The 24,646-nt window shown below is 71.9% G+C and carries 20 protein-coding genes; 15 read left to right on the top strand and 5 right to left on the bottom strand.

The genetic code is table 11. The annotated features are described in order from the left end of the window. Positions 1–2: 2 nt before the first annotated feature. Entirely contained in the window at positions 3–2,150 is a 2,148-nt protein-coding gene (locus AB0I89_RS32025; protein WP_357134402.1) for a tetratricopeptide repeat protein, read from the bottom strand. Between the two features lie 284 nt (positions 2,151–2,434). Between AB0I89_RS32025 and AB0I89_RS32020 the strand changes: the two genes are divergently transcribed. After that, entirely contained in the window at positions 2,435–2,926 is a 492-nt protein-coding gene (locus AB0I89_RS32020; protein WP_357134400.1) for a hypothetical protein, read from the top strand. 69 nt (positions 2,927–2,995) lie between these two features. Here the strand turns inward: AB0I89_RS32020 and AB0I89_RS32015 are convergent, their stop codons facing one another. Beyond that, positions 2,996–5,416: a M28 family peptidase gene (locus AB0I89_RS32015; protein WP_357134398.1), complete on the bottom strand. Its 2,421-nt coding sequence runs from the start codon at positions 5,414–5,416 to the stop codon at positions 2,996–2,998. A 296-nt stretch (positions 5,417–5,712) separates the two neighbouring features. On the opposite strand from AB0I89_RS32015, the gene AB0I89_RS32010 reads away from it, so the two are divergent. From AB0I89_RS32010 to AB0I89_RS31980, 7 genes are all read left to right on the top strand, one after another. After that, positions 5,713–6,912 (top strand): fused response regulator/phosphatase, encoded by a 1,200-nt coding sequence (locus tag AB0I89_RS32010; RefSeq protein ID WP_357134396.1) that lies wholly within the window; start codon positions 5,713–5,715, stop codon positions 6,910–6,912. A gap of 5 nt (positions 6,913–6,917) precedes the next feature. Next, a complete protein-coding gene (locus AB0I89_RS32005; protein ID WP_357134466.1) occupies positions 6,918–8,642 on the top strand; it encodes an ATP-binding protein in 1,725 nt (574 codons plus the stop codon). Further along, a complete protein-coding gene (locus AB0I89_RS32000) occupies positions 8,639–9,091 on the top strand; it encodes a response regulator (RefSeq protein WP_088950306.1) in 453 nt (150 codons plus the stop codon). Before AB0I89_RS32005 ends, AB0I89_RS32000 begins: the two co-directional genes overlap by 4 nt. Then, positions 9,084–9,893, top strand: coding sequence for an inositol monophosphatase family protein (locus tag AB0I89_RS31995; protein ID WP_357134394.1), 810 nt, complete (start codon positions 9,084–9,086; stop codon positions 9,891–9,893). The genes AB0I89_RS32000 and AB0I89_RS31995 overlap by 8 nt, the downstream gene beginning before the upstream one ends. A 254-nt stretch (positions 9,894–10,147) precedes the next feature. After that, the gene (locus AB0I89_RS31990; protein ID WP_357134464.1) at positions 10,148–11,110 is read left to right on the top strand and encodes a hypothetical protein; all 963 of its coding nucleotides are present in this window, start codon (positions 10,148–10,150) and stop codon (positions 11,108–11,110) included. Positions 11,111–11,146: 36 nt separating this feature from the next. Further along, entirely contained in the window at positions 11,147–12,700 is a 1,554-nt protein-coding gene (locus AB0I89_RS31985) for a fused MFS/spermidine synthase (RefSeq protein ID WP_357134392.1), read from the top strand. A 71-nt stretch (positions 12,701–12,771) separates the two neighbouring features. Further along, the gene (locus AB0I89_RS31980; protein WP_357134390.1) at positions 12,772–14,412 is read left to right on the top strand and encodes a serine/threonine-protein kinase; all 1,641 of its coding nucleotides are present in this window, start codon (positions 12,772–12,774) and stop codon (positions 14,410–14,412) included. A 39-nt stretch (positions 14,413–14,451) separates the two neighbouring features. Here the strand turns inward: AB0I89_RS31980 and AB0I89_RS31975 are convergent, their stop codons facing one another. Together AB0I89_RS31975 and AB0I89_RS31970 are read right to left on the bottom strand one after the other, a co-directional pair. Beyond that, on the bottom strand, positions 14,452–15,084 hold the full coding sequence (locus tag AB0I89_RS31975) for a TrkA family potassium uptake protein (protein ID WP_355053530.1): 633 nt from the start codon (positions 15,082–15,084) through the stop codon (positions 14,452–14,454). 52 nt (positions 15,085–15,136) lie between these two features. Next, positions 15,137–16,471 (bottom strand): potassium transporter TrkG, encoded by a 1,335-nt coding sequence (locus AB0I89_RS31970; protein ID WP_357134389.1) that lies wholly within the window; start codon positions 16,469–16,471, stop codon positions 15,137–15,139. A 141-nt stretch (positions 16,472–16,612) separates the two neighbouring features. Here AB0I89_RS31970 and AB0I89_RS31965 point away from each other — a divergent pair, with 141 nt between their 5' ends. After that, entirely contained in the window at positions 16,613–17,725 is a 1,113-nt protein-coding gene (locus AB0I89_RS31965; protein WP_357134387.1) for a glycerophosphodiester phosphodiesterase, read from the top strand. Positions 17,726–18,372: 647 nt separating this feature from the next. Here the strand turns inward: AB0I89_RS31965 and AB0I89_RS31960 are convergent. Then, complete coding sequence (locus AB0I89_RS31960; protein ID WP_357134386.1) at positions 18,373–18,684, bottom strand: winged helix-turn-helix domain-containing protein; 312 nt, start codon at positions 18,682–18,684, stop codon at positions 18,373–18,375. A 287-nt stretch (positions 18,685–18,971) separates the two neighbouring features. On the opposite strand from AB0I89_RS31960, the gene AB0I89_RS31955 reads away from it, so the two are divergent. The 6 genes from AB0I89_RS31955 (at position 18,972) to AB0I89_RS31930 (ending at position 24,556) form a co-directional block, all read left to right on the top strand. Then, positions 18,972–20,171, top strand: a complete 1,200-nt coding sequence (locus AB0I89_RS31955; RefSeq protein ID WP_357134384.1) for a substrate-binding domain-containing protein — start codon at positions 18,972–18,974, stop codon at positions 20,169–20,171. A gap of 3 nt (positions 20,172–20,174) precedes the next feature. After that, positions 20,175–20,918, top strand: coding sequence for an ABC transporter ATP-binding protein (locus AB0I89_RS31950; protein WP_357134383.1), 744 nt, complete (start codon positions 20,175–20,177; stop codon positions 20,916–20,918). Beyond that, on the top strand, positions 20,918–21,640 hold the full coding sequence (locus AB0I89_RS31945; protein WP_357134381.1) for an ABC transporter ATP-binding protein: 723 nt from the start codon (positions 20,918–20,920) through the stop codon (positions 21,638–21,640). Before AB0I89_RS31950 ends, AB0I89_RS31945 begins: the two co-directional genes overlap by 1 nt. Further along, entirely contained in the window at positions 21,637–22,527 is an 891-nt protein-coding gene (locus AB0I89_RS31940) for a branched-chain amino acid ABC transporter permease (protein ID WP_357134380.1), read from the top strand. Before AB0I89_RS31945 ends, AB0I89_RS31940 begins: the two co-directional genes overlap by 4 nt. Continuing rightward, entirely contained in the window at positions 22,524–23,621 is a 1,098-nt protein-coding gene (locus tag AB0I89_RS31935; protein WP_357134378.1) for a branched-chain amino acid ABC transporter permease, read from the top strand. The genes AB0I89_RS31940 and AB0I89_RS31935 overlap by 4 nt, the downstream gene beginning before the upstream one ends. Before the next feature lie 188 nt (positions 23,622–23,809). Beyond that, entirely contained in the window at positions 23,810–24,556 is a 747-nt protein-coding gene (locus AB0I89_RS31930; protein WP_357134377.1) for an SDR family oxidoreductase, read from the top strand. The last annotated feature ends 90 nt before the right edge of the window (positions 24,557–24,646 follow it).

Below are 24,646 nucleotides of genomic sequence, written 5' to 3'. Positions count from 1 at the left end.
CCTCACCCGCCGTTGCGCAGGCGGCGCAGCGCATGTTCCACCTGGAGGGTGTCCAGGTGGAAGTCCCCGAGCAGCCGCCGTCGGTCGGCCAACAGGCGCTCGTACACGTCGATCGCCTCGTCGACCCTCCCGTCGAGCAGGAGCACCACGGCGAGGGTGGCCCGGATGGCGAGCACCTCGCTGCGGTCGGCGTGTCGGGGATCCACGGTGGCCAGGGTCGCCCGCAGCTCGGCCTCCGCCTCGGCGAGGCGGCCCTGCTCCTGCAGGCATCGGGCCAGCGTGTGCCGGGCCTGCCACGTTTCCGGCTGGTTCGACGGCCACCGCCGGTACCGAACCTCCAGGACCGCGTGCAGCATCTCCTCCGCCTCGGGGGCGCGGTGCTGGGCGAGGACGGCCAGCGCGAGGCTGTGCCGCACGACCATGGTCTCCCAGTGCTCGGGGCCGCGTACCTGTTGCTCCGCGGCGACGATCTGTCGTAGTTCCGACTCGGCCTCCGGCCACTGACGCTGCGCCATGATCGCCTTGGCGAGTTTGTGCCGGCTGGCGAGGGTGTCGGGGTCGCCGCTGCCCAGCACCCGGGTGCGGTCGGCGATCACGTCGCGCAGCACCCGGTCGGCCATCTCCGGCTGGTTACGCTCCAGCCAGGTGCGGCCCAGCTCGTGGCGCAGCGCCAGCACCTCGGGCCGGTCCAGCTCATGGTCGTACGAGGCGCAGCCGCGCACGATCGGGTCGAGGATGTCGAAGGCCGAACCGGGCAGGCCGACGGCGATGAGGTAGCGGGCGGTGAGCCGGGTCAGTTCCAGCGCCCGGCGTACCGTCTCGGGGTCGTGCTTGTGTTTCGGCGCCAGATATTCACGCACAGCCTCGACCAGGTGCGGCACGAGTACGTCCCAGTTCGACCAGACGGTCGGATCGTCCGGATTCTGGCCCTCGGTGGCGGCGAGCAGCAGCTTCATCACCACGCCGTGGTACTCGGCGATCTGCTCGCGGACCTCGTCGCGGTCGCGGAACATCGCGTGTACCAGCGGGTGCAACGACAGCACGTGCGCGAACGCCGGGTCGGTGACGTCCTCCTGGACGTCGAAGTCGACCAGGGCGAGGTCGCCGATGCCCTCCAGCACCTTCACCCGCTGCCGGGCGGTCAGCCCTTCGAACAGGGGCGATCCGGCCAGGATGGCCGGCTTGAGGACCACCTCGTAGGGCACCGGGGAGATGCTCAGGCAGGCCAGCACGTTGAGCAGCGGCCGGCTCTGCTCGAGCCCGCGGCGGGCCAGCAGGTCCAGGGAGATGTCGTCGACCTCGCGGACGATCTCCAGGCCGAGTGATTCGTCGAGGTCGACGTCGGGGGCGTCGAGCGGCGCGCGGAAACGGCGTTCCACCGCCCGGCGGTAGTCGGCGAAGGTGGTGATGGTGGAGGAGCCGCGCCAGACCGGGCTGGCGTTGACCGACCGCAGGTAGTTGCCGGCGGCCCGCAGGGCCAGTGGCAACCCGCCCAGGTCGCGCGCCAGTTCACGGGCGTCGTCGAGGCCGCCGGCCTGCGCGCCGGCGCGGTCGATGAGCACCTGCGCTCCGGCATCGGCGTCGAGTGGACGCACCTGGTGCAGGGTCGACCAGGTGCCCCAGGTGGCCCGGTTGCCGTCCCGGGTGGTCACCAGGACCATGCCGTCCTCGGCTTCCGGCCTGCGCAGCCAACCGGTGCCGTCGGCGAGCACGCCGTCGGTGGGGCCGAGCGTGGCGGGCTCGTCCGCGCTGTCGAAGATCAGCAGCCACGGCTGTCGGGCGTGGTTGAGGTAGCGCCAGACCAGGTCGGTGGCGCTGATCATGCCGGACCAGGCCTGGTCGACCTGGCTCTCGGACGCGCCGAGCTGGCTGACCACCTCGCGCATCCCGGAGTTCAGCCGGCCGGCCTGCACCCACCAGACGGTACGGCCGTCCGCGCGGGCCCGACGCGCTATCTCCAGGGCCACGTGACTCTTGCCGGAGCCGCCCATGCCGCACAGGATGTGCACCGACGGCTCTTCCCCGTCGGTGTCCGCCGGATGCATGATCTCGTCGATCAGGTCGTCGCGGCCGTGCAGTGGGCTGTCCAGGCGCCCGAGTGGCGGGTCGACGGAGACGCGGCTCGGTCGGTCGTAGGCCGGCCGGCGCACGCCCGCATCCTCGGGTGGAACGTCCGCAGTCAATGCGGTCCCCCTTCGGTGGCGAAATTGCGGCGCGGCGGGTGGCAGAAGAGATCATGTCCACTGGATGGACATTCGGAGGGGTCGTCACCCGCCCTACGTCAACCGCAAGGGTATCCACCGCCGTACTGGGTTGCACACTCTCCGTTTAGGTCACCCGACCGACCGGAATCGACACCGCCATTTACAATTCGTCGGCCATTCGAACCGATCCGCCGTCCTCGGCGTTCGCGCGGGGCATCCACGATGGACGCATGAACTGGTTGCCGTACGACGATGTGGCCGACTGGGGTTCGGTGCCGGACTGGTTCGGCGCGCTCGGCTCGATCGCGAGTGTGCTCTTCGTGTACCTCGGTCTGCGCCGGGAGATCCGCGCCCGTCGCGTCGACGAGATGCGGGTCCGGGCCACCCAGGCCCGGCTGGTCTCCACGGTCACCGAGATCCGGGGCAACGCGGTGCTGCGGGTGACCGTGACCAACGAGAGTGACGCGCCGGTGCTCGATGTGACGGTACTGCCGCGACTGGTGCCGTCCGAGGATCCGGACGGCCCGCCCGTCGACCTCGCCGGAGCGAAACAGGTCGGACGCATTCACGGCCGGAAAAGCGCGGAACTGTTCGTCACGGTCGCTGCCGCGCGTCGGCTGCACGCGGCGACCGACAGCGTTCTGGTGGAGCTGACCTTCACCGATCACGACGGAAACCGGTGGCGGCGTATCGGCTCCGGTCAACCCGAACCGGTGAACTGACGGAAACACGATTCACAAACCGGTGGTTCGGCGACACGCATCGGCCGCCGAACCACCGGTTTGTCTTTCTCAGATCGGATATGTGCGGGCGACGGCCAGCATCTCGGAGCTGTGCGACCCCACGACACCGACGGCCGGCGGCCGGGGCCGGAAGCCGGGCAGCGCGTCCAGCCCGTCGCTGGCGTCCATCGCCCGCAGCGCCACCTGCGCGGCGATCGGTCGCAGCGTCAGCGTGACCTCGACGCCCTCCGGTGGCGGGGCGTGGAAGACCAGACCGAACCCCCACCTGCCCGCGCGCGGCTCCACCGGCGCCGCGCGCCCGGCGACCTCGGCGCGCAGCACGGTGGCGGTCGTCGTGTCGACGTGCAGGGTGGCGAGGCGGACCGCCCGCTGCGGAGTGAGGCGCAGCCGCAGCGTGCGTTCACCGCCGGCACTGGTGTCGGCCAGCACGTCGAGCTTCGGCGCCGGCAGGCTGGCCGCCTGGGCCGGGCCGACCCGCAGCTCACCGTCGCCGAGGCCGGGGAAGTCGTCCGCCACGCTGGCCACCCCGTCGACGTAGCCGTCCGTCCACGGCTGCGGGTCGGTCTCGTGGCTCAGCCAGCGGGCCTGCCCGGTGCCGGCGTCCATGGCGTACATCAGGTGGGTGGGCGCGGGATGGGCGGCGTCGAAGCGGTCCACGACCAGCCCGACCCCGGCGAGCACCACCGCCGCCACGGCGGCGGCGCCGGCCGGCAGCGCGGCGCGTCGCCGGGCCCGCAGCGCCAGTAGGCCGCGCTGCCCGCCGGCCTGCGGATGCAGCAGGTCGACCACCGGTAGCGCGGTCAGGCCGAGCAGCACCGCGACAAGCGCGGCCACCCCGCCCATCGCCATCCCCAGCGCGGGGAAGAGCAGTACCACCGTCGGCAGGAGGATCACGACGCCGACCGCGGCGGCGGCCGTCACCGCCACCACCGGCCACGGCCCGGTCTGCCGGGTACGCAGCGCGACCAGGCCGCCGAGGGCGCCGGCCAGGGCCGGCAGGGTGGTCAGGTACGCCCCGCCGGGTACCGCCACGGCGAGCAGCACCCCGAGCAGGGCCAGCCAGGCCAGACCGCCCACGGCCAGCGCGGCCGGGCCGATCCGGCGGCGGGTCAGCGCGTACCAGGTGAAGACGATCGCGGTGGCGAGCGCCAGCACGGCCATCCGGTACCAGATCGGGCGGTACGGGTCGAGCAGCTCCGCGTAGCCCGGCCGGATCGTGGTGATCGCCAACCAGAGCAGTTGGGCGGCGACCGGCGCGGCCACGATCGGTACGAGGGCGAGGCCGAAACCGGCGACCAGTCGGCCGGTGCTGGCCCGTCCGCTGCGGCGGGTCAACCAACCCAGCGCCGCTACCGCGAGCACCGCGAGCAGGGCCAGCGGCAGGACGAGCCAGCCCGGGTAGCGGGCCAACCCGCCCGGCAGTGGGAAGTAGGTGGCGTCGTGCCCGGAGCGCAGGTCGGTCAGGTCGACCGCGCCGAACTCCCGGGCCAGGCCCAGCGCGTTGTCCCCGTGCTGCTGGAGGCTGCCCCGGTCCATGGCGGCCGGCGTGTCCAGCGGCGTGTGGTAGATCGCGCCGCCGTCGATGTAGGCCGAGTTCAACCCGACGAACTTCTGATCGAGGAAGGCGGTGAAGTCGGTGTCGTTGGGCAGCGCCCGATAGATCTCCACCGCGAACGAGGTGCCCACCGGGTGGGGTGCGGCCCGACCGAAGACGTCCACCAGCTTCGCGTTGTTCTTCGAGGTCTCGAACATGATCACCGGACCGGTGGAACCGCGCGCCTCAAGGTTGAGCACCACGCCGCCGTCGGCGGCGAGCGGGTTGCTCGCGGCGAACGCCGCCGCGCCGCAGAGGCACGCCTCCTCGGCGTCCGTCAGCACGAAGACGACGTCGTTGCGGGGCCGTGGGCCGGTGGACAGCGCGCGGGCCACCTCGAGGATGGCCGAGGTGCCGGCCGCGTCGTCGTTGCCGCCCGGTCCGGTCTGCACCGAGTCGTAGTGGGCGACCAGGAACACCCGGCCCGTCGGATCCGTCCCGGGCAGCCGGGCCACCACGTTGCGGACCCGGGCGAAGGTCGCGCCGCCGGCCGCCCCACTGAGCTGGCCGGCCTCCGGCGCGACGGTGTCCTGCACCTGCGTCTCCAGGCCCAGGCCGCGCAGCTTCTGCTCGACGTGCGCGCGAACCTGCTCGTTGGCGGGGCTGCCGGCGACGTGCGACCGGGCCGCGATCACCTGGACGTCCGCGTACGCCCGGGCGGCGCTGAACTCGCCCGTCGGCGCGTCCGCCGGCCGTGGCGCCGGGGTCCGCAGGTCGAGCAGGCTGCCGGCGCCGACGGCCGCCAGCGCGACCAGCGCCGCCGCGGCGGCCGCAAGGCGCCGTCGCGGTCGGGTCAGCGCGCGGTCGGCAGGGGGTACGCGCGGAGGTGCCTTGAGCGGTACGTCCGCCGTGACGGGGGTGGGGGGTGCGCCCATCCGAACTCCTCGAAGGTGGTGGGGCCTGGGGGTGGCACCATCCTGCCGGTCGGCGGGTGGGAGGGGGATGGCCGGGCGTACCCGGATCGTCGCGTCCGCTCGGTCCCCGATTCCCCCCGACGGCAGTGATCCTGCCCATCCCCGCCCCGTGCCGCGGCCATCGTGTTGTGTGCGACCGTTGTCTAATACAGGATCAGCAGGGCACTCGGAAGGAGCCCGACATCACCAGCGAACTCCCGCGTCTCGCGGCGGTGACCCGGCCCCACCGGGGAGGCGGCCTGGCCGGCTCCCCTGTCGTGCCGTACCCGCACGGCGGGCTGGCGCGGCACGGCAACCTGCCGCCCGGCGAGCGGCTGCGGGTGCTGCTGGTGGAGGACGACGAGGGCGACGCCTTCCTGGTCGGTGAGCTGCTCGCCGAGACGAACTCGATGATCGACCTGCTGGTCGCCACCAGCCTCCGGGAGGCACGGCAGCGGATCGGCGACGTGGACTGCGTCCTGCTCGACCTGGGCCTGCCGGACGCCCAGGGGCTGGACGGGCTGCGTCAGGTGCTGGAGATGTCCAGCGGCGCGGCGGTCTGCGTCCTGACCGGCCGTTCGGACGAGCACCTGGGCGTCGTGGCGGTCGCCGAGGGCGCACAGGACTACCTGGTCAAGGGCCAGGTGGACGGGGTGCTGCTGACCCGGGCGCTGCGCTACGCGGTCGAGCGTAAGCGCGCCGACGAGAACGCCCGCCGGCTGCGCGAGGTCGAGCTGCGCCAGGCCGAGTCGGCCCGCCTCGAACGCGGCCTGCTGCCGCAGCCGCTGATGACGACCGACCAGGTGGCGGTACACACCTTCTACCGGCCGGGCCGGCACGCCGCGCTGATCGGCGGGGACTTCTTCGACGTGGTGCAGACCCGTCCGGACCGGCTCGACCTGATCGTCGGGGACGTCTGCGGGCACGGGGTGGACGAGGCCGCGCTCGGTGTGGAACTGCGGGTGGCCTGGCGGGCCCTCGTGCTCGCCGGGGTGCCGGACGACGAGGTGCTGCCCGCCCTGGAACAGGTGCTGATGAGTGAGCGCCGCCTTCAGGAGATCTTCGCGACGGTGGCCACCACCCGACTCGACCTGGACGCCAACCGGGCCACCGTCCGACTCGCCGGGCACCCGCCGCCGCTGCTGCTCTCCGGCGGCCGGGTCGTCCCGGTGCCCGCCCCCGGCGGCCTGCTGCTGGGCGTACGACCCCGCCGGCCGATCGCCTTCGACCTGGAGTTCGACACCGATGACTGGTCCCTGCTGATGTACACGGACGGCCTGATCGAGGGACGGGTGGGCACGGGCAACGAACGGCTCGACGTGCCGGGCCTGAGTGGGCTGCTCGACGAGCCCGCCAACCGGGAGGTGTCGCTGCCCGAGCTGCCCGCCTGGCTGGTGGGCCGGGCCGAGCAGATCAACGGTGGTCCGCTCGCCGACGACGTGGCGATGCTGCTGGTCAGCCGCGGTGGTGGCCGGTGACGCCGATGGTCGGCGGCTGGAGTCTGCGCCGCCGGGTCATCACGCTGCTCACCGTTGTGGGTGTGCTGCTGATCGGTCTGGCCGTCGCGGAGGCGGCCATGGCCGCCCGCAACCGCACCCAGATCGACGCGATCCTGAACCAGACCGGGCCGCTGCGGGTGCAGTCGCAGGAACTGCTCAACGCGGTGCTCGACCAGGAGACGGCGGTGCGCGGGTACGCGGTCAGCGGTGACCCGGCCGACCTGGGTCCGTACGACGCGGGCCTCGAACAGGAGAAGGTCACCGTCGCCGGGATGCGGGCCCTGCTGCACGACTACCCGCAGATCGGTCAGGAGCTGCGGACCGTTGAGGAGCGTTCGGCGCAGTGGCGGGAGACCGTCGCCGAGCCGGTGATCACCACGACGGAGCGCGAGGGCACCCGGGCCGGTCAGGCGCTCGTCACCGAGCAGGCCCGGCAGCGGTTCGACCAGGTCAGGTCGGCCGTCGACGACCTGCAGAAGGAGATCCTGGACGCTCGGGAGCAGTCCGCCGCGGACGTCCGCAACAGCAGCAACGTGCTCGTCGTACTGCTGATCATTGCGGCCCTGGTGGTCGTCGTGGCCGGCGCGGTGCTGCTGCTCTCGCTGGACCGGATGGTGGTCCGGCCCCTGACCGGCCTCGCCGACCAGGTTCGCGAGGTCGCCGCGGGCGACTACCAGCACCGCGTCGCCACCGTCGGCCCACCGGAGTTCATCCAGCTCGGCGACGACGTGGACGCGATGCGCCAGAAGATCGCCTCCGACCTGGCCGAGGTGCGGGAGGCCCGCGAACGCATCGAGTGGGTCAACAGCCAGCTCCAGAAGCAGGCCGAGGAGCTGACCCGGTCCAACCGTGACCTGGAGCAGTTCGCGTACGTGGCGTCCCACGACCTGCAGGAGCCGCTGCGCAAGGTGGCCAGCTTCTGCCAGTTGCTCCAGCGCCGCTACGCCGGGCAGCTCGACGAGCGGGCCGACCAGTACATCGCCTTCGCGGTGGACGGCGCGCAGCGGATGCAGCGACTGATCAACGACCTGCTCGCGTTCTCCCGGATCGGCCGGCTCACCACCGGCTTCGTGGACGTCGACCTGAACAAGGTGATGGGCGACGTGGCCGGCCAGACCGAGGCTGCCCGGCAGTACGCGGACGCGGAGCTGACCTGGACCGGGTTGCCGGTGATCCGTGGCGAGGAGCCGCTGCTCACGAACCTGCTGGCCAACCTGGTCAGCAACTCGATCAAGTTCCGCCGTCCGGACCTGCCGCCGAAGGTGCACATCTCGGCTCGGTTGGTCGACGCCGAGTGGGAGATCAGCTGCCAGGACAACGGCATCGGCATCGAGCCCGAGTTCGCCGACAAGATCTTCGTGATCTTCCAGCGGCTGCACTCGAAGGACGCGTACCCGGGCACCGGCATCGGGTTGGCGATCGTCAAGAAGATCGTGGAATATCACGGCGGGCGGGTGTGGGTGGACACCGACGTGCCGGAGGGCACCGCCATCCGGTTCACGCTCCCGGCGCGTCCGGAGGACGTGGAGGCGGCTGCCGCCGGCGAACCGGTCGAGGAACCGCAGGACGGCTCGGCGGGCGACGTGACGCCCGCGGACGGGGCTTCTCCCGCGCTGTCGGAGCACTCCGCCGGGGCGGACCAGCCGGACCGGGCCGACGGGCCGCCGGAAGGCGGTAGAACGGGTGACATGAGGGAGACGGTGGGATGACCGCGCCGGCGGACGGCAAGAGCCCGATCGAGGTCCTGCTGGTCGAGGACGACCCGGGTGACGTGTTGATGACCCAGGAGGCGTTCGAGGAGCACAAGCTGCGCAACCGGCTGACCGTCGTCTCCGACGGTGCCGAGGCGCTGGCCTACCTGCGGCGCGAGGGTCAGTACGCGGACGCCGTGGCGCCCGACCTGATCCTGCTCGACCTCAACCTGCCGCGCCGGGACGGGCGGGAGGTGCTGGAAGAGATCAAAAAGGACGAGGAACTGCGCCGGATCCCGGTGGTCGTCCTCACCACCTCCCAGGCCGACGAGGACATCCTGCGCAGCTACCAGCTGCACGCCAACGCCTACGTGACCAAGCCGGTCGACTTCGAGCGCTTCATCTCGGTGGTCCGGCAGATCGACGAGTTCTTCGTCAGCGTGGTCAAGTTGCCGCCGCGTGGCTGACACCCTGCTCGACGACGTCGGCGACCTCCTCTCGGAGGCCGCCGACCAGGTCGTGCTGCCGCTGTTCCGCAAGCTCGACGACGACGACGTGTCGGAGAAGGCGCCCGGCGAGGTGGTCACCGTCGCCGACCGTCGCGCCGAGGAGCTGATCTCCGCCGGGCTGCGTCGGCTTCGGCCGGGCTCGGTGGTGGTGGGTGAGGAGGGCGTCGCCGACGACCCGGAGCTGCTGGGCCACCTGCGCGACACCGGGGACGTGTGGCTGGTCGACCCGGTCGACGGCACGGCCAACTTCGCCGCCGGCCGCCGACCGTTCGCCCTGATGGTCGCCCTGCTGACCGACGGGCGGCCGAAGGCGGGCTGGATCCTCGACCCGATGGCGGGGACGCTTGCCGCCGGCCTTGCCGACGAGGGCACCCTGCTCAACGGCCAGCCGGTCGGCACCGCCGACGTCGTGCCGTCCCTGGGCGACATTCGCGGCGTGGCGATGACGCATTTCCTGCCGCCGGAGGCCCGCGACCGGGTCCGTGCCGGTGGTCGACGGCTCGGCGAGCTGCTGCCCGGCCAGCACTGCGCCGGCCGGGAGTACCTGGACATCCTCACCGGCGAGCAGCAGTTCGCCCTCTTCTGGCGCACCCTGCCCTGGGACCATGCCCCGGGCAGCCTGCTGGTGCGCGCGGCCGGTGGCGTGGCGCGCCGGTTCGACGGCGTGGACTACCACCCGGCCGACGAGGGTCGCGGGTTGCTCGTCGCGGCCAACGAACAGGTCTGGGCCCAGGTCCACGAGGCGTTGCTCAGCTCCTGAACCGGAGCCCTCGCGTGCGGCGCGCTACGACGCCGGCACGCTGCGTCGACACCGGGGCCGGTGGGCGGTCGCGGGACTGGTCACCGGCGCGCGTTCCGGTATCGTGACCGGCGGTCTCCGCCAGCAGGCCGCCGCCCGGCGCCGGCGGGGACGCCGCCGCGCAGAGTTCACCGGGGGCCGGCGGTCGACGGAAGGACGCTTTCGTGCCCACCACCAGGCTCAGTCAGCCGCGCGTTCGCCGCGTACTGCTCCCTCTGCTCGCCGCCCTGGCACTGGTGCTCGCTCCAGGTGTGCCCGCATCGGCGGAGCCGGACGAGGGCGGCACCAAGAAGTTGCGGGACGCGCTGGAACTGACCGCCAAGGGCCACATCGAGGCCAAGGCCAAGCTGGACAACTCCAAGCGGCGGCAGACGGCGTTGAACGGCGAGCTGAAGGCCGTCGAGGTTCGCCTGGTCGGGTTGACCGCCCAGGTCGGCGAGGTGGCCGCGCAGTCGTACCGGGCGGGTCGGCTCACCCCGACGGCGATGCTGCTCAACACGGCGACTCCGCAGGCGTTCCTGCAACGGGCGGCCGACCTGGACCTGATGGCCCAGCGGGACAGCAAGCGGTTGCGTGATCTCACCGAGGCCCGGCAGCAGGCCCAACAGGCCAAGATCGCCATCGACACCGAGGTCCGTGAGCAGCAGAAGCAACTCGCCGTCATGGCCAAGAAGAAGAAGGAGGCCGAGGCGGCGCTGGCCGAGGTCAGCTCGGGCGGCAGCAGCGGGTTCAGCGGCGGCAGCTCGTCCTCGGCAAAGCCGGCGCCACGGAACTCCGACGGCTCGTGGCCGTCGGAGTCCTGCTCGGTGAAGGACCCGACGACCTCGGGATGCATCACCCCGCGCACCCTGCACGCGCTCAAGGAGACCCAGGCGGCCGGCTACAAGCGGCACGTCTCCTGCAAGCGCAGCGGTGGCGGTGGCGAGCATCCGAAGGGTCGGGCCTGCGACTTCTCGGCCGCCACGAACGGCTTCGAGGACAAGAACGCGACCGGCGGCGACAAGGCGTACGGGGACAGCCTGGCCGCCTGGCACGTCCGCAACGCCGAGCGTCTGGGTGTGCTCTACGTGATCTGGTACCGGCAGATCTGGCATCCCGGCACCGGGTGGCGTGCCTACAGTGGCAGCGGCAGTCCCGCCGCATCGCACACGAACCATGTTCATCTCTCGATGTACTGACCCGGAGCGGCAGCTTCGCTGCGTACCATCGCGACGATGAGTTTCCCATCGTCCGACGTAGCGGCTCCCGAAGCTCCGCCCGTGCCGGTCACCGGCGGGGCGCTGCCCAACGGCCTGGCCGCCTTCCTGGTCTTCTTCGCCAGCGGTGCTGTGCTGGTGCTGGAGACGGTCGCGCTGCGCCTGGTCGGCCCGTACGTCGGAGTGACCCTCCAGGTGACCAGTTCGGTCATCGGCATCGCGCTCGCCGCGATCGCCTACGGCGCGTGGTCCGGCGGCTGGTTGGCCGACCGGCGCGACCCGCGCGGCCTGCTGGCACCCGCCCTGGTGCTGGCCGGGATCGCCACCGCGATCACCCTGCCCGTGGTGCGCTACGCCGGCGAGGTGCTCCGTGGCGGGGCGGCCAGCGCCATCCTGCTGCTCGTGGCACTCGCCGTGTTCGTGCCGGCGGCGCTGCTGGCGGCGGTCACCCCGCTGGTGGTGAAGCTCCAGCTCGCCGACCTGCGCCGGACCGGCCAGGTGGTCGGCCGGCTGTCCGGCATCGGCACCCTGGGCGGCATCACCGCCACCCTGCTCACCGGCTTCGTGCTGGTCGCCGCGCTGCCCAGCACGGTCATCCTGCTGGCGCTGGCGATCTCCCTCGGCCTGGTCGGTATCGGTCTCGGCTGGTACCTGCGCCGTCAGACGCGTACCGACCTGCCGGGTCGGGCCCGGGCCCGCGCAGCGCTGGCCGTCCTCGGCCTGCTCGGGGCGGGACTGAGCACCATCGCGCCGAACCCGTGCGACATCGAGACGGCGTACCACTGCGCCCGTGTCACCACCGACCCGAACCGGCCCAGCGGCCGGATGCTGCTGCTCAACTCCGCCCAGCACTCGTACGTCGATCTGGCCGACCCGAGGCACCTGGAGTACGCGTACACGAAGTGGATCGGCGCGGTCGCCGACGTGGCCGCGCCGGCCGGGCAGCGGTTGGACGCCCTGCACCTGGGCGGCGGCGGCTTCACCGTGCCGACGTACCTGACCGCCACCCGGCCGGGCACCGACAACGTGGTGTTCGAGATCGACGGTGGCCTGGTCGAGCTGGGCGAACGGGAACTCGGCGTACGCCCGGGCCCAGGGCTGCGGACGGTCGTGGGCGACGCCCGGATGCTGGTCGCCGACGAGCCGGCGGACAGCCGCGACCTCGTCGTCGGCGACGCGTTCGGCCACCTGGTGGTGCCCTGGCACCTGGCGACCCGGGAGATGGCCGCCGAGATCCGGCGGGTGACCCGCCCCGGCGGGGTGTACGTGCAGAACGTCATCGACTACCCGCCGCTGCGGTTCATCCGCGCCGAGCTGGCGACGGTCGCCGCCGAGTTCACGAACATCGCGCTGATCGCCCCGCCGGAGGCGCTCGCCGAACAGCGGGGCAGCAACTTCCTCATCGTCGCCTCCGACGCGCCGCTGCCGCTGGCCGCCGTCCGCGCCCGCCTCGACGTGGTCGACGCGAGCGTCAGCCTGCTCTCCGGCGCGGACCTCACGGATTTCGTCGGCACGGCGATGGTGCTGACCGACGACTACGCGCCGGTGGACCAACTGCTGGCGACCGCCTGATCGGGTGATATTCCTGACCGATTCCGATCCTTCAGGTGTAGAGCGGTCCGTGGTGGGCAACAACGGCCACCATGGGCGGTGGGGACCGTAACGGCGCGCAACTCCTCGACGAGCGGTATCGGCTCGTCGAGCAGCTCGGCGCGGGTGGCATGTCGGTGGTCTGGCGCGGTTACGACGAGGTGCTGGGTCGCCAGGTCGCGGTGAAGGTGTTGGCGTCACGGCTGGCCACCGACCGGGCCTTCCGGCACCGCATCCGCGTCGAGGCGCAGGCCGCCGCGCGGCTCTGCCATCCCAACATCACCAACGTGTACGACTACGGCGAGTCCCACCAGGTCGGCCTGACCGTGCCGTACGTCGTGATGGAACTGGTCGACGGCGGTTCGCTGGCGACCCGGCTCGGCCGCGAACTGCGGCTGCCGTGGCGTGAGGCGGTGACGATCGGCGCGGAGGTCAGCTCCGCGCTGGCCACCGCGCACAGCCGTGGGGTCGTGCACCGCGACGTCACCCCGGGCAACGTCATGCTCACCCCGACCGGGGTGAAGGTGGTCGACTTCGGGATCTCCGCGCTGGTGGGCGAGAGCGAGAAGGGGCCGGACGGCGCGTTGCTGGGCACGCCCGCGTACCTCGCGCCGGAGCGGCTGGACAACGGCCAGGTGTCCCCGGCCACCGACGTGTACGCCGTGGGGCTGCTGCTCTACCGGATGCTCACCGGTCGGTTGCCGTGGGAGGCGACCACGACCACCCAGATGCTGCGGGCACACATGTACAACGACCCGGAGCCGATGCCGCCGGTGCCCGGGCTGCCCGACGAGGTGACCGACCTGGTCCGGCGCTGCCTCGCCAAGCGTCCCGCCGACCGGCCGGCCACCGCCGAGCTGGCCCGGACCCTCGCCGAGGCGGCCGGAATGCTGGCGGCGGTACCGGTCTCACCGGCGGGCGGTCCGCTGGACCCCGCCGCGCTGGCCAACGCGGGCACCACGATCCTGCCCTGGTCGGCGGAGACGGACGCTCTTCCGCTGTCGCGGACCCGGCGAGGCCGCATCCGGCAGGCGAACCGGCGTCGGCGGGTGGAGGCCGGGGTAGCAGCCGTCGGGTTGATCGCGGTCACCGGGGCGATGTGGGGGCTCACCTCCCGCAGCCCGGCCAGCGGCCAGGACCGGCCCACCACCGAGGCGCGGATGGGTCTGCCGGAGAAGGCGCCCTGCGAGGTGGCGTACGCGCTGCGCACCGACTCCGGCAAGGACTTCACCGCGGAACTGACCCTGACCAACACCGGCGACCGGGCGCTGAGCGACTGGACGATGAGCTTCACGTTCCCCGGCCAGCAGAAGGTGACCAAGGCCGAGCCCGCCCCGGCGCAGCAGCAGGGCGGCGCGGTGCAGATTCGCCCCGCGGCGCAGGGCAAGACGCTGGCGCCCGGCGCGGCCGAGAAGCTGACCCTGGCCGGTACGTACACCGGGGCGAACCCGCTGCCGGTGGAGTTCCGGCTCGGCGACGCGACCTGCGGGGTACGCGTCTCCGGGGTGGCCGGGTCGGTCCCGTCCACCGCCCCGGCCGTCAAGGTCGCCCCGACCAAGGCCGCACCGAAGAAGACGACGAAGACCACCACCAAGGTCGCTCCGAAGGCACCCGCGCCACCGAAGGCACCCGAGCAGCCGAAGGCGCCGAAGGCGAACAAGGGCAAGGGGCCGGGTGGTCCGGGAAAAGGGTGACAGCGCCTGAGGGGCACGCGCGCCACCCGAAGTGAGGTGTCAGCGCCGCCCCGCGAACCGCTGCACCTGGTCTATCCCGCCCTCCACGACAAGTACTCCGCCGTCCACGAGCGCCGTGTCGTCCGAGGCGTACCGGAAACGCTCGCCCGGCACCTTCGCGCCGATCACCCGGACCCCGTCGCGCTCGTGCGGACGCAGGTCGTGCAGTGTCCGACCGACCAGGGACGGCGGAACCCGGACGGTGGCGATCGCGAAGTCGTCGTCGAACTCGATGAAATCGAGCAGCCGACTGACGATCAGGTGCGCCACCCGGTCACCGGTCTCCGCCTCCGGGAAGATCACATGGTGCGCGCCGACGGACGACAGGATCTTGGCGTGCTTCTGCGACGTGGCGCGGGCCCAGATCTGCGGCAGACCCAGCTCGACAAGCGCCAGCACGGTGAGCACGCTCGCCTCCACCGACGCCCCGATGGCCACCACGGCCCGACCGAAACTCGCGACGCCGAGCTGCCGCAACGCCCCCTCCTCCGTCGCGTCCGCCTGCACCACCCGGTCGAGCTGGGCCGAGAAGCGCTGCACCTGGTCCGGATTGCGGTCGACGGCCAACACCTCGCGTTCCATCCGGGCGAGGGACCCGGCCAGGTGACAGCCGAACCGGCCCAGCCCGATCACGACGACGCCACCGCCGTCCGCTCGTCTCGTCGACACCTCGACCTCCTCGTCGCTAGCCGACAATCGGCTGTTCCTGGGGATAGCGGTAGAGCCGGCGTCGGGTGTTCAAGGCGATCGCCGACCCGAGGGTGAGCGGCCCGACCCGACCGATGAACATCAACACCGTCAGCACCACCTGACCACTGCTCGGCAGTTCGCCGGCCAGGCCGATGGTCAGCCCGGTGGTGCTGAACGCGGACGTGACCTCGAACAGCACCGCGACGAACCGCACGCCCTCGGTGAGCAGCAGCAGGAGCATCGTCCCGGCGGTGACCAGCGCGACGCTCAGCAGAGCGACGGTGACGGCCTGCCGTTGGCTGGCGGTGGCCACCCGGCGGTGCCCGACCGTCACATCGGGCTCCCCGCGCAGCTCCGCCCAGATGGTGAACGCCAGCAGGAAGAACGTGGACACCTTGATGCCGCCGGCCGTGCTGGCGCTCCCGCCACCGATGAACATCAGGACGATGAGCAGCGGGTAGCTCTCCTCCTGCAGGTCGGCGATGTGCAGGACACTGAACCCGCCCGTCCGGCTCAACGCGATCTGCGTGAACGACGCGAGCGTCTTCCCGGCGGCGTCGTACGGGCCGATGGTGCTGGCGTTGGTCCACTCGGCGGCGAGCAGACCGACGAAGCCGAGCAGCAGCAGCGCCACGCTGCCCCAGATCGTCAGCTTGGTCGCGACCGCCCAGCCCGCCGGCCTGCGCCACTCGCGCACCGCCTCGAACAGGGCGGGGAACCCGAGACCGCCGACGATGGCGCCGAACGCCAACGGCAGCGACACCCACGGATCACGGTCGAAGGCCAGCAGGCCGTCCGAGTAGAGCGCGAACCCACCGTTGTTGAACGCCTGGACGGAGTGGAACACCCCCGACCAGAGGGCCCGGCCGGGCGGGTAGTCGTACGCCCACCAGAGGCGGCCGGCGACCAGCGCCGTCATCACCGCCTCGCAGGCGAAGACGGTCGCCGCGATCCGGCTCAGCAGCCGGGTCACGTCTCCAACGCCGAACTCCGCCGTCTCGGCCTGCACCAGCAGCCGGTTGCGCAGGCCGAGCTGACGGGAGACCACCAGGATGACAAGCGCCGCGACGGTGAGGATGCCGAGACCGCCGAGCTGCGTGAGCAGGGTGATCACCAACAGGCCGCCGCCGGACCAGTAGTTCGGGGTGTCGGTGACCACCATGCCGGTGACGGACACCGCCGAGGTGGCGGTGAACAGCGCGGTGACCAGGGGCGGTCGCTGGTGCTGGACGGTCGACCAGCGCGTCATCAGCAGCCCGGTGCCGAGCAGGATCGGCACCAGGAACCCCAACGGCACGAGCCGCACGGGGTTGCGGAGTAACCGACGCACCAGACAATCTTCCTTTTCCGTACGACCGCCGGAGTCGGAACGCCCATTCCGGAGGTTCACCTGCCGGCCAGACATCGACCAACTCCCGGCCAATCGCACCGGGTCTGCTGTCTGCGACACCCTCGATGACAGGAGACGGCGTTGCGACGTACCCTCTCGACCCTCGGTGTGGCCGGCGCGCTGCTCGCCGCCGCCGTGGCCGTGCCCACCATGGCCGCCGCCGGCCCCTCGTCCGACGCGGACCGCGCCCGGCCCACCGACCGGCCGATCGTCATCGGTCACCGTGGGGCCAGCGGTTACCGGCCGGAGCACACCCTTGAGGCGTACCGGCTGGCGATCCGGATGGGGGCCGACTACATCGAGCCGGACCTGGTGTCCACCTCCGACGGCGTGCTGGTCGCCCGGCACGAGAACGAAATCTCCGGCACCACCGACGTCGCGGCCCACCCGGAGTTCGCGGCCCGCAAGGCGACGAAGACCATCGACGGCGTCGCCGTGACCGGCTGGTTCACCGAGGACTTCACCCTCGCCGAGCTGAAGACGCTGCGAGCCAAGGAGCGGCTGCCGCAGGTACGCGTGGCGAACACCGCCTTCGACGGCCGATTCGAGGTGCCCACCCTCCAGGAGGTCATCGACCTCGCCCGGACCGAGGGGCGGGCACGGGGCCGCACCATCGGCATCTACCCGGAGACCAAGCACCCGAGCTACTTCACGTCCATCGGCAAGCCGCTGGAGGAGCCGCTGCTGGCGGTGCTGCGGCAGAACAAGCTGGACCGGAAGAACTCGCCGGTCTTCATCCAGTCGTTCGAGACGGCCAACCTGCGCCGCCTGAGCCGGCTGACCGAGGTGAAGCTGATCCAGCTCCTCGACGCGACCGGCCGCCCGTACGACTTCACCGCCGCCGGTGACACCCGCACCTACCAGGACCTCGCCACGGCCGCCGGCCTGAAGTGGATCGCCGGGTACGCCGACGGCATCGGCGCGAACAAGAACCTGATCGTGCCCCGCGACGCCGCCGGCAACCTGCTCGCCCCGACGAACGTGGTCCGTGACGCGCACCGCGAGCGGCTGCTCGTGCACTCGTGGACGTTCCGCGCGGAGAACCAGTTCCTCCCCGTCGACTTCCGCATCGGCACCGACCCGAACGCGCGCGGCGACATCACGGCCGAGTACGAACTGTTCTTCGGCCTCGGGTTGGACGGCGTCTTCAGCGACCACCCGGACACGGCGGTCGCCGCCCGCGCCGGCCGCTGACCCCGCCGACACCGCCCCGGGCCGCTGATCCACCGCTGGTCCTCGGCCCGCCCGCTGATCCACCGCTGGTCCTCGGCCCGGAGCTGGCCCACCGCTGGTCCTCGGCCCGCCCGCTGACCCGCCGCTGGTCCTCGGCCCACCCGCTGACCCGCCGCTGGTCCTCGGCCCGGAGCTGGCCCACCGCTGGTCCTCGGCCCGCCCGCTGACCCGCCGCTGGTCCTCGGCCCGGAGCTGACCCGCTCCGAGTCGACCACCGGGCCGATCACGCCCGGCCCACACGCTGGCCCGTCGTCCGTCACCTCGGACGCCGGGCCAGCGGCGTCCCGGGCGCGGGCGCAAGATCGTGCTCGATCCAGGAAGTAGTGGCATCGCCTCGCCCCCGAGGCCACTACTTCAACGATCGAGCACGATCTTGATGGGGTGAGGCGGCATGGGGGCAGCAACTTCCCTGTTGTTGCTGCTTCCGCCGGCCCTGAAGCAGCAACAACAGGGAAGTTGCGCGGATCTTCGCCGCTCGACCTCGCCAGCCGCAGCTTCGGCCTCGGCGACGGCGGCCGGGGCGGGAGGGGCGACGCGGGAGGAGTGCGGAGGGTGGGCGGGGCGACGCCGGGGGAGTGCGGAGGGTGGGCGGGGCGGAGGGTGGAGCGTCAGCGGTCGGGGTGCTCGGCGACGTAGGTGCCGCGCCCAGGCTGGCCGGTGATCAGCTCGCGGTCGTGCAGCAGGGAGAGCGCCCGCGACGCCGTGTTCATGTGCACGGCGTAGCTCTCGGCGAGTTCCCGAGTGGAGGGCAGCTTCTCGCCCGGCTTCAAGTCGCCGCTCTTGATCTTCGCGGCGATCGCCGCTGACCTACCGGCGGCGTTGCGGTTCGCGCGGGCGATCACGCCGCGCTGGGTTTCCTCGCCGACGTGGACCGGGCGGAGACGACGGTGTCGGAGGAGGATGCTCAGTGCGTACGACATCGGGTGTTCTGTGACCACCTGCTCGGCGGCCGGCGGCGGTGCCCGCGCCCGGCGGACCACGCCGGGCCGTGCGGTTGACGGCGGATGGCTCGGGGCGACACACCTGTCGATCCGTCCGTGGCGCTGCGGGCCATCGGGGGATCCGGGTCGGGGGTGGTAGTGCGGCCGGTTGTAACCCCGGGCCACCCCCCTGGCGTTACTTGTGTGTTTCCGCCACATAGCCCGTGGGTGACGTCACTTCTAGCGTGAGCCGACAACCAAGCATCCTGTCCTCACCTGGAGTCGCGATGACGGTCCGGCACACGCGGCGGGCGTTCCTCTCCGCCGCCACGATGATGGCCGCGGCGCTGGCCGCCACGGCCTGCGGTAGCCCGCAGGACACCGCCACCGGCGGCGGCGACAGTGCCGCCCCGGTCAAGGTCGGCCTGGTGTACTCCCAATCGGGAGCCCTGGCCAGCTACGGCAAGCAGTACATCGAGGGTTTCAAGGCGGGGCTCGACTTCGCCACCAAGGGCACCGGCAAGGTCGGTGACCGGAAGATCGAGTTGACCGAGGTCGACGACGCCGGTGACCCGGCCAAGGCGGTCTCCGCCGCGAAGGACCTGATCGGCAAGGGCACGAAGATCATTGCCGGCTCGACCGCGTCCGGGGTGGCGTTGCAGGTCGCGCCGATCGCGGCGCAGAACAAGGTTCTCTTCATCTCCGGCCCGGCCGCGACCGACGCGGTGACCGGGGCGAACAAGTACACGTTCCGGTCCGGTCGGCAGTCCTACCAGGACGTGGTGACGGCCAAGTCCTTCATCGGCGACCCGACCGGCAAGAAGGTCGTGGTCTTCGCCCAGGACGGCGCGTTCGGCGACGCCAACGAGGCGGCCGTCAAGACCGTCATCGGCGGCGCGGGCGCCACCGTGAGCAGTGTGCGGGCACCGGCCAGCGCCACCGAGTTCACGCCGTTCGCCAGCCAGATCAAGGCCGCCAAGCCGGACCTGCTCTTCGTCGCCTGGGCCGGCACGACCGCCCCGGCCATGTGGCAGACCCTCGACCAGCAGGGCGTGCTGTCGTCCACCACGGTCGTCACCGGCCTGGACATCCGCGCCTCCTGGCCCACCTTCGGGGCGGCCGGCGCGAAGATCTCCTTCCTGTCGCACTACTTCGACGGCGCGTCCGACACCGAGGCCAGCAAGGCGCTCAAGGCCAAGGTGAACACCATCGACCTGTTCCACCCGGACGGCTTCGCCGCCGCCCAGATGGTGGTGCGGGCCGTGCAGGAGGGTGGCGACGACGTCGAAAAGATGGTCAAGGCTCTCGAGGACTGGAGCTTCGACGGGGTCAAGGGCAAGATGACCATCCGCGCCGCCGACCACGCGCTGCTCCAGCCGATGTTCCAGGCCAAGCTCACCGGCAGCGGCACCGACTTCACGGCCACCGCGCAGAAGAGCCTCACCGGCGACGAGACCGCGCCACCGGCCGTGGCCATGAAGGGCTGAGAAATGCTCGCCACCCGCGGTCTGACCTGGCGGATCGGTGAGGTCGCCATCGTCGACAGCGTCTACCTCGACCTGGCGCCGGGAGAGTTCCTGGGCGTGATCGGGCCGAACGGCGCCGGCAAGACCTCACTGTTCAACCTGATCACCGGCCTGCGCCGGGCCACGGAGGGCCGGATCACCCTGGACGGGCAGGACATCGGAGGGCTCCCGCCGCACCGGCGGGCCCGCCTCGGTCTGGGCCGTACCTTCCAGGCGTCCTCGGTCTTCGGCTCGCTCAGCGTGCGGGAGAACGTCCGGCTCGCCGTGCAGGCGCACCGCGGGGGCTCGATGGCGCTGTGGCGGCGGGCGGCGGCCGACCGGGAGGTCGCCGCCGCCGCCGACGCGGCGCTCGACCGGGTCGGCCTCGCCCACCGGGGTACGGCGCTCGCCGGCACCCTGGCCCACGGCGAGAAGCGCAAGTTGGAGATCGCCCTGCTGCTCGCCGGTGAACCACGGGTGATGCTGCTCGACGAGCCGATGGCCGGGGTCAGCGCCGAGGACGTGCCCGAGCTGGTGACGGTCATCAAGTCGTTGACCGGCGACAGCGGCCGGTCGGTGCTGATGGTCGAGCACCACATGGACGTCATCCTGGAGCTGGCCGACCGGATCGCCGTCATGCACCACGGCGCTCTGCTGGCCTGCGACACCCCGGAGACGGTGATGGCCAACCCCACCGTGCAAGAGGCCTACCTGGGGGAGTCGCTCTAGTGGAACCGATCCTCACTGTGGAGGACCTGTCGGTCCGGATCTCCGGGCTGCACATCCTTCAGGGCGTGTCCTTCACGGTCGCCCCGACCGGCGTGACCGTCCTGCTTGGCCGCAACGGCGTCGGCAAGACCACCACGCTGCGCGCGATCGTCGGCCTCACCCCACCCGCCGGGGAGGTGCGCGGCACCATCCGGATGGGCGCGCAGAGCCTGCTGGCCCGGCCCACCCACCGGCTGGTCCGCGGTGGGCTCGGCTACGTACCGGAGGACCGGTGCGTGTTCGCCGGCCTCACCGTCGCCGAGAACCTGCGGCTCGCCGAACGGCGCGGCACCACCCCGGCGTACGACAAGGTCTTCGCTCTCTTCCCGGAGCTGGACCGGCGCGGACGCCAACGGGCGGGCTCGCTCTCCGGCGGGCAGCAGCAGATGCTCGCGATCGGGCGGGTGCTGCTCAACGACAACCGGCTGCTGCTGGTCGACGAGCCGACCAAGGGGTTGGCGCCGAAGGTGGTGACCGAGGTGGCCGAGGTGTTGGAGCGGGTCGCGGAGTCGGTGCCGGTGCTGCTGGTCGAGCAGAACCTGGCCGTCGTACGCCGACTGGCCCGCGACGCCGTGGTGCTCTCCGCCGGCCGGGTCGCCTGGACGGGCGACGCCCAGGACCTGCTGCTGGAGACCGCGCTGACCAAGTCGCTGCTGGGTGTGGGTGCGGAGGTCAAGGCATGAGCACGGTAATCCTCCTGGCGCTGACCGGGCTGGGCCTGGCGGCGCTGTACTTCCTGGTCGCGTCGGGCCTGTCGCTGGTCTTCGGCCTCGCTGACGTGCTCAACTTCGCGCACGGGCTGTTCCTCGGCGTCGGCGCGTACGGCACCTGGTGGGCGGCGGGCAACCTGCCGGGCGCGGGCCCGGACGGGTTCGGCTTCGTGCTCGCGGTCGCCTTCGGGGTGGCCGCCGGCACGCTCGTCGCGGTCCTGGTCGAGCTGGTGCTGATCCGGCCGCTCTACTCCCGCACCATCGAGCAGGTGCTGGTCACCGTCGGACTGTCGCTGGCCGGGGTGGCGCTGCTCCAGGCCACCTGGGGTGCCGACGCCCGGCCGTTCCCGCGCCCCGACTGGACCCGACAGGTGACCGGGATCCTCGGCGCGCAGGTGCCGAACGGCGGCCTGCTGCTGATCATCGCGGCGGTGCTGGTGCTCGGCGCGATCCTGGCCTTCCTGCGCTGGACCCGGTACGGCCTGGTGATCCGGGCCGGGGTGGAGAACCGGGAGATGGTGACCGCGCTCGGCATCGACGTCCGCAAGGCGTTCACGCTGGTCTTCGCGATCGGTGGGGCGGCTGCCGCGCTCGCCGGAGCACTGGGTGGGGTCTACTTCGGCACCGTCTCACCCGGGCAGGGCGGCTCGTTGCTGATCTTCGCGTTCATCGTGGTGGTGATCGGCGGGATGGGCTCGGTGGTCGGCTCCGCGTACGCGGCGGTCGTGGTCGGGCTGGTACAGCAGTTCGTCAACTACTACGGCACGTCCGGGCTGGGCGACATCTGCGTGGTCGGGCTGCTGGCCGTGGTGCTGCTGCTGCGCCCGCAGGGCATCGCCGGAAAGGTGGCAACGGCATGACGCTCCTCGAGGCAACACCGGCACCGGCGCCCACCTCGCCGCGACCGGGCCGCGCGCACCGGGTCCGCCCGTTCCTGCCGCTGGTCGCGCTGGCGGTGATGGCGATCCTGCCGTACTCGACGATCTCGCTGCCGGGGATCTTCGAGGGACCGGTCAACTCGCCGGGCACCCTGCAGATCCTCGCCATCTGCCTGATCTTCGGCGGGCTGGCGGCCGGCTACGACCTGCTCTTCGGCCGGACCGGGATGCTCTCGTTCGGGCACGCGCTCTACTTCGCGGCCGGCGTGTACGGCACCGACATCCTCGTCACCCGGGCCGGACTTCCGCTGTGGCAGGCGGCGCTGCTGACCATCAGCGGTGGCACAATCCTCGCGGCGCTGCTCGGCGCGGTGGCCCTGCGGACCGTGGGCATCGCGTTCGCCATGGTCACGTTGGCGTTCGCCCAGGTCGGGGCGATCCTGGTGGCCCGGGACTTCGGCGGGCTCACCGGTGGCGAGGAGGGTCTACCGCTGGACGTGTCCGGGCTGCCGGCCGGACTGGTCGGGGTGACCAACACGGTCAACCTGTACTGGTTGGCGCTCGCGTACCTGACCCTCGTGGTCTTCGTGGTGCACCGGGTCAGTGGGTCACCGACCGGTCGGGTGCTCGCCGGGCTGCGCGACGACGAGCGACGGATCGGCGTGCTCGGGCTGGACCCGTACCGCTACAAGCTGGTGGCGTTCACCCTGGCCGGTGGGCTGGCGTCGGCCGGCGGGGTGGTCTACGTCCTGATCGTCGGCGGCGCGTCGCCGCACATCACGTCCTCCGAGCTGACCCTCTCGCTGCTGGTCATGGTGGTGCTCGGCGGACCGGGCACCCGGTGGGGACCGGTGCTCGGCGGCGTCCTCTACATGTACCTGGACCACCGGCTCACCGCGTTCGGCACGAGCGACGCGGTCGACAACCTGCCGGCCGTCCTCAGTCACCCGTTGAGCCAGCCCCTGTTCGTCCTCGGCACGGTCTTCATCCTGGCGGTGTACTTCTTCCCCGGCGGCCTGACCAGCCTGGCCCCCCGCCTGACCGCCCTGACCAAATCCCTCCGCCGCCCCCGCTAAGCCCTCCCCGGTCTCACCGTCCCCCGGGTCTCACCGTCGCGGGGTCTCACCGCCCCCGGGTCTCGCCGTCCCCGGTGATCATGAAGTTATTGTCACGACACGCCGTGCCGGATGGCGATAACTTCATGATCGACGGGGTTCGGCGACGGGGTTCTCCGATGGGTTCGGGGATGGGGAGGTAGGTCGAGATGGGATCGCGGCTTGCGGTGGTTAGCGGGGGTGGGACCGGGATCGGGGCGGCCATCGCGGGGTCGCTCGCTCGGGACGGGTACGACGTTCTTGTCGTCGGGCGGCGGGCGGACGTGTTGGCGGCGGCCGCCGAGCGCATCGGCGTCGACTGTGGACGGCCGGACGCGGTCACCCCGGTGACCGCGGACCTGACCGACCCGGAGCAGCTCGACCGGGTCCTGGCTGCGGTCGACGGTCGGGCGGTCGACGCGGTGGTCAACAACGCGGGCGGCTACCTGGGCGGGGAGACCGACACGCTGGCCGGGACCGCCGCACACTGGCGGGCCAACCTGGACGCCAACGTGCTCACCGCGGTGCTGTTGACCGAGGCGTTGCGGCCGGCGCTGCGTCGACCCGGTGGGCGGGTGATCCTGGTCAGCTCGATCTCCGCCCAGCGGGGTGGCGGTGGCCCCTACTCAGCGGGCAAGGCGGCCCTGCACGGTTGGGCGTACGACCTGGCGGCGCAGCTCGGTCCGGAGCAGATCACGGTCAACGTGGTGAGCCCGGGCTACGTGGCCGAGACCGAGTTCTTCGGCGACCGAATGACCCCCGAGGGGCACGCGAAGCGGGTCGCGGAGACGCTCGTCAAGCGTCCCGGACTGCCGGACGACATCGCCGAGGCGGTCCGCTACCTCGCCAGCCCCGCCGCCGGCTACGTAACCGGCCAGGTCCTCGGCGTCAACGGCGGCTCAGTCCTAGGCCGCTAACCCCACCCCCCCAACCCCCACCCCACCCCCCACCACCAACCGCGTTGATCAAGAGGTTCGCGTCAGGATCCGGCCGGATTCTGACGCGAA

Origin of the sequence: Micromonospora sp. NPDC049801, assembly GCF_040656575.1 — a bacterium.
In the GTDB taxonomy this organism is placed as follows: Bacteria; Actinomycetota; Actinomycetes; order Mycobacteriales; family Micromonosporaceae; genus Micromonospora.
Note: the sequence above shows the minus strand (reverse complement) of the source record. Positions and strands in the feature narration are given on the sequence as shown.

Excerpts from the sequence above, each read along its gene's own strand:
- AB0I89_RS32020 (WP_357134400.1), top strand. The coding sequence starts at position 2,435 with ATGAACTGGTTGCCGTACGACGATGTGGCCGACTGGGGTTCGGTGCCG.
- AB0I89_RS32015 (WP_357134398.1), bottom strand. The coding sequence starts at position 5,416 with ATGGGCGCACCCCCCACCCCCGTCACGGCGGACGTACCGCTCAAGGCA.
- AB0I89_RS32005 (WP_357134466.1), top strand. The coding sequence starts at position 6,918 with ATGGTCGGCGGCTGGAGTCTGCGCCGCCGGGTCATCACGCTGCTCACC.
- AB0I89_RS32000 (WP_088950306.1), top strand. The coding sequence starts at position 8,639 with ATGACCGCGCCGGCGGACGGCAAGAGCCCGATCGAGGTCCTGCTGGTC.
- AB0I89_RS31985 (WP_357134392.1), top strand. The coding sequence starts at position 11,147 with ATGAGTTTCCCATCGTCCGACGTAGCGGCTCCCGAAGCTCCGCCCGTG.
- AB0I89_RS31980 (WP_357134390.1), top strand. The coding sequence starts at position 12,772 with ATGGGCGGTGGGGACCGTAACGGCGCGCAACTCCTCGACGAGCGGTAT.
- AB0I89_RS31960 (WP_357134386.1), bottom strand. The coding sequence starts at position 18,684 with ATGTCGTACGCACTGAGCATCCTCCTCCGACACCGTCGTCTCCGCCCG.
- AB0I89_RS31955 (WP_357134384.1), top strand. The coding sequence starts at position 18,972 with ATGACGGTCCGGCACACGCGGCGGGCGTTCCTCTCCGCCGCCACGATG.
- AB0I89_RS31950 (WP_357134383.1), top strand. The coding sequence starts at position 20,175 with ATGCTCGCCACCCGCGGTCTGACCTGGCGGATCGGTGAGGTCGCCATC.
- AB0I89_RS31940 (WP_357134380.1), top strand. The coding sequence starts at position 21,637 with ATGAGCACGGTAATCCTCCTGGCGCTGACCGGGCTGGGCCTGGCGGCG.
- AB0I89_RS31935 (WP_357134378.1), top strand. The coding sequence starts at position 22,524 with ATGACGCTCCTCGAGGCAACACCGGCACCGGCGCCCACCTCGCCGCGA.
- AB0I89_RS31930 (WP_357134377.1), top strand. The coding sequence starts at position 23,810 with ATGGGATCGCGGCTTGCGGTGGTTAGCGGGGGTGGGACCGGGATCGGG.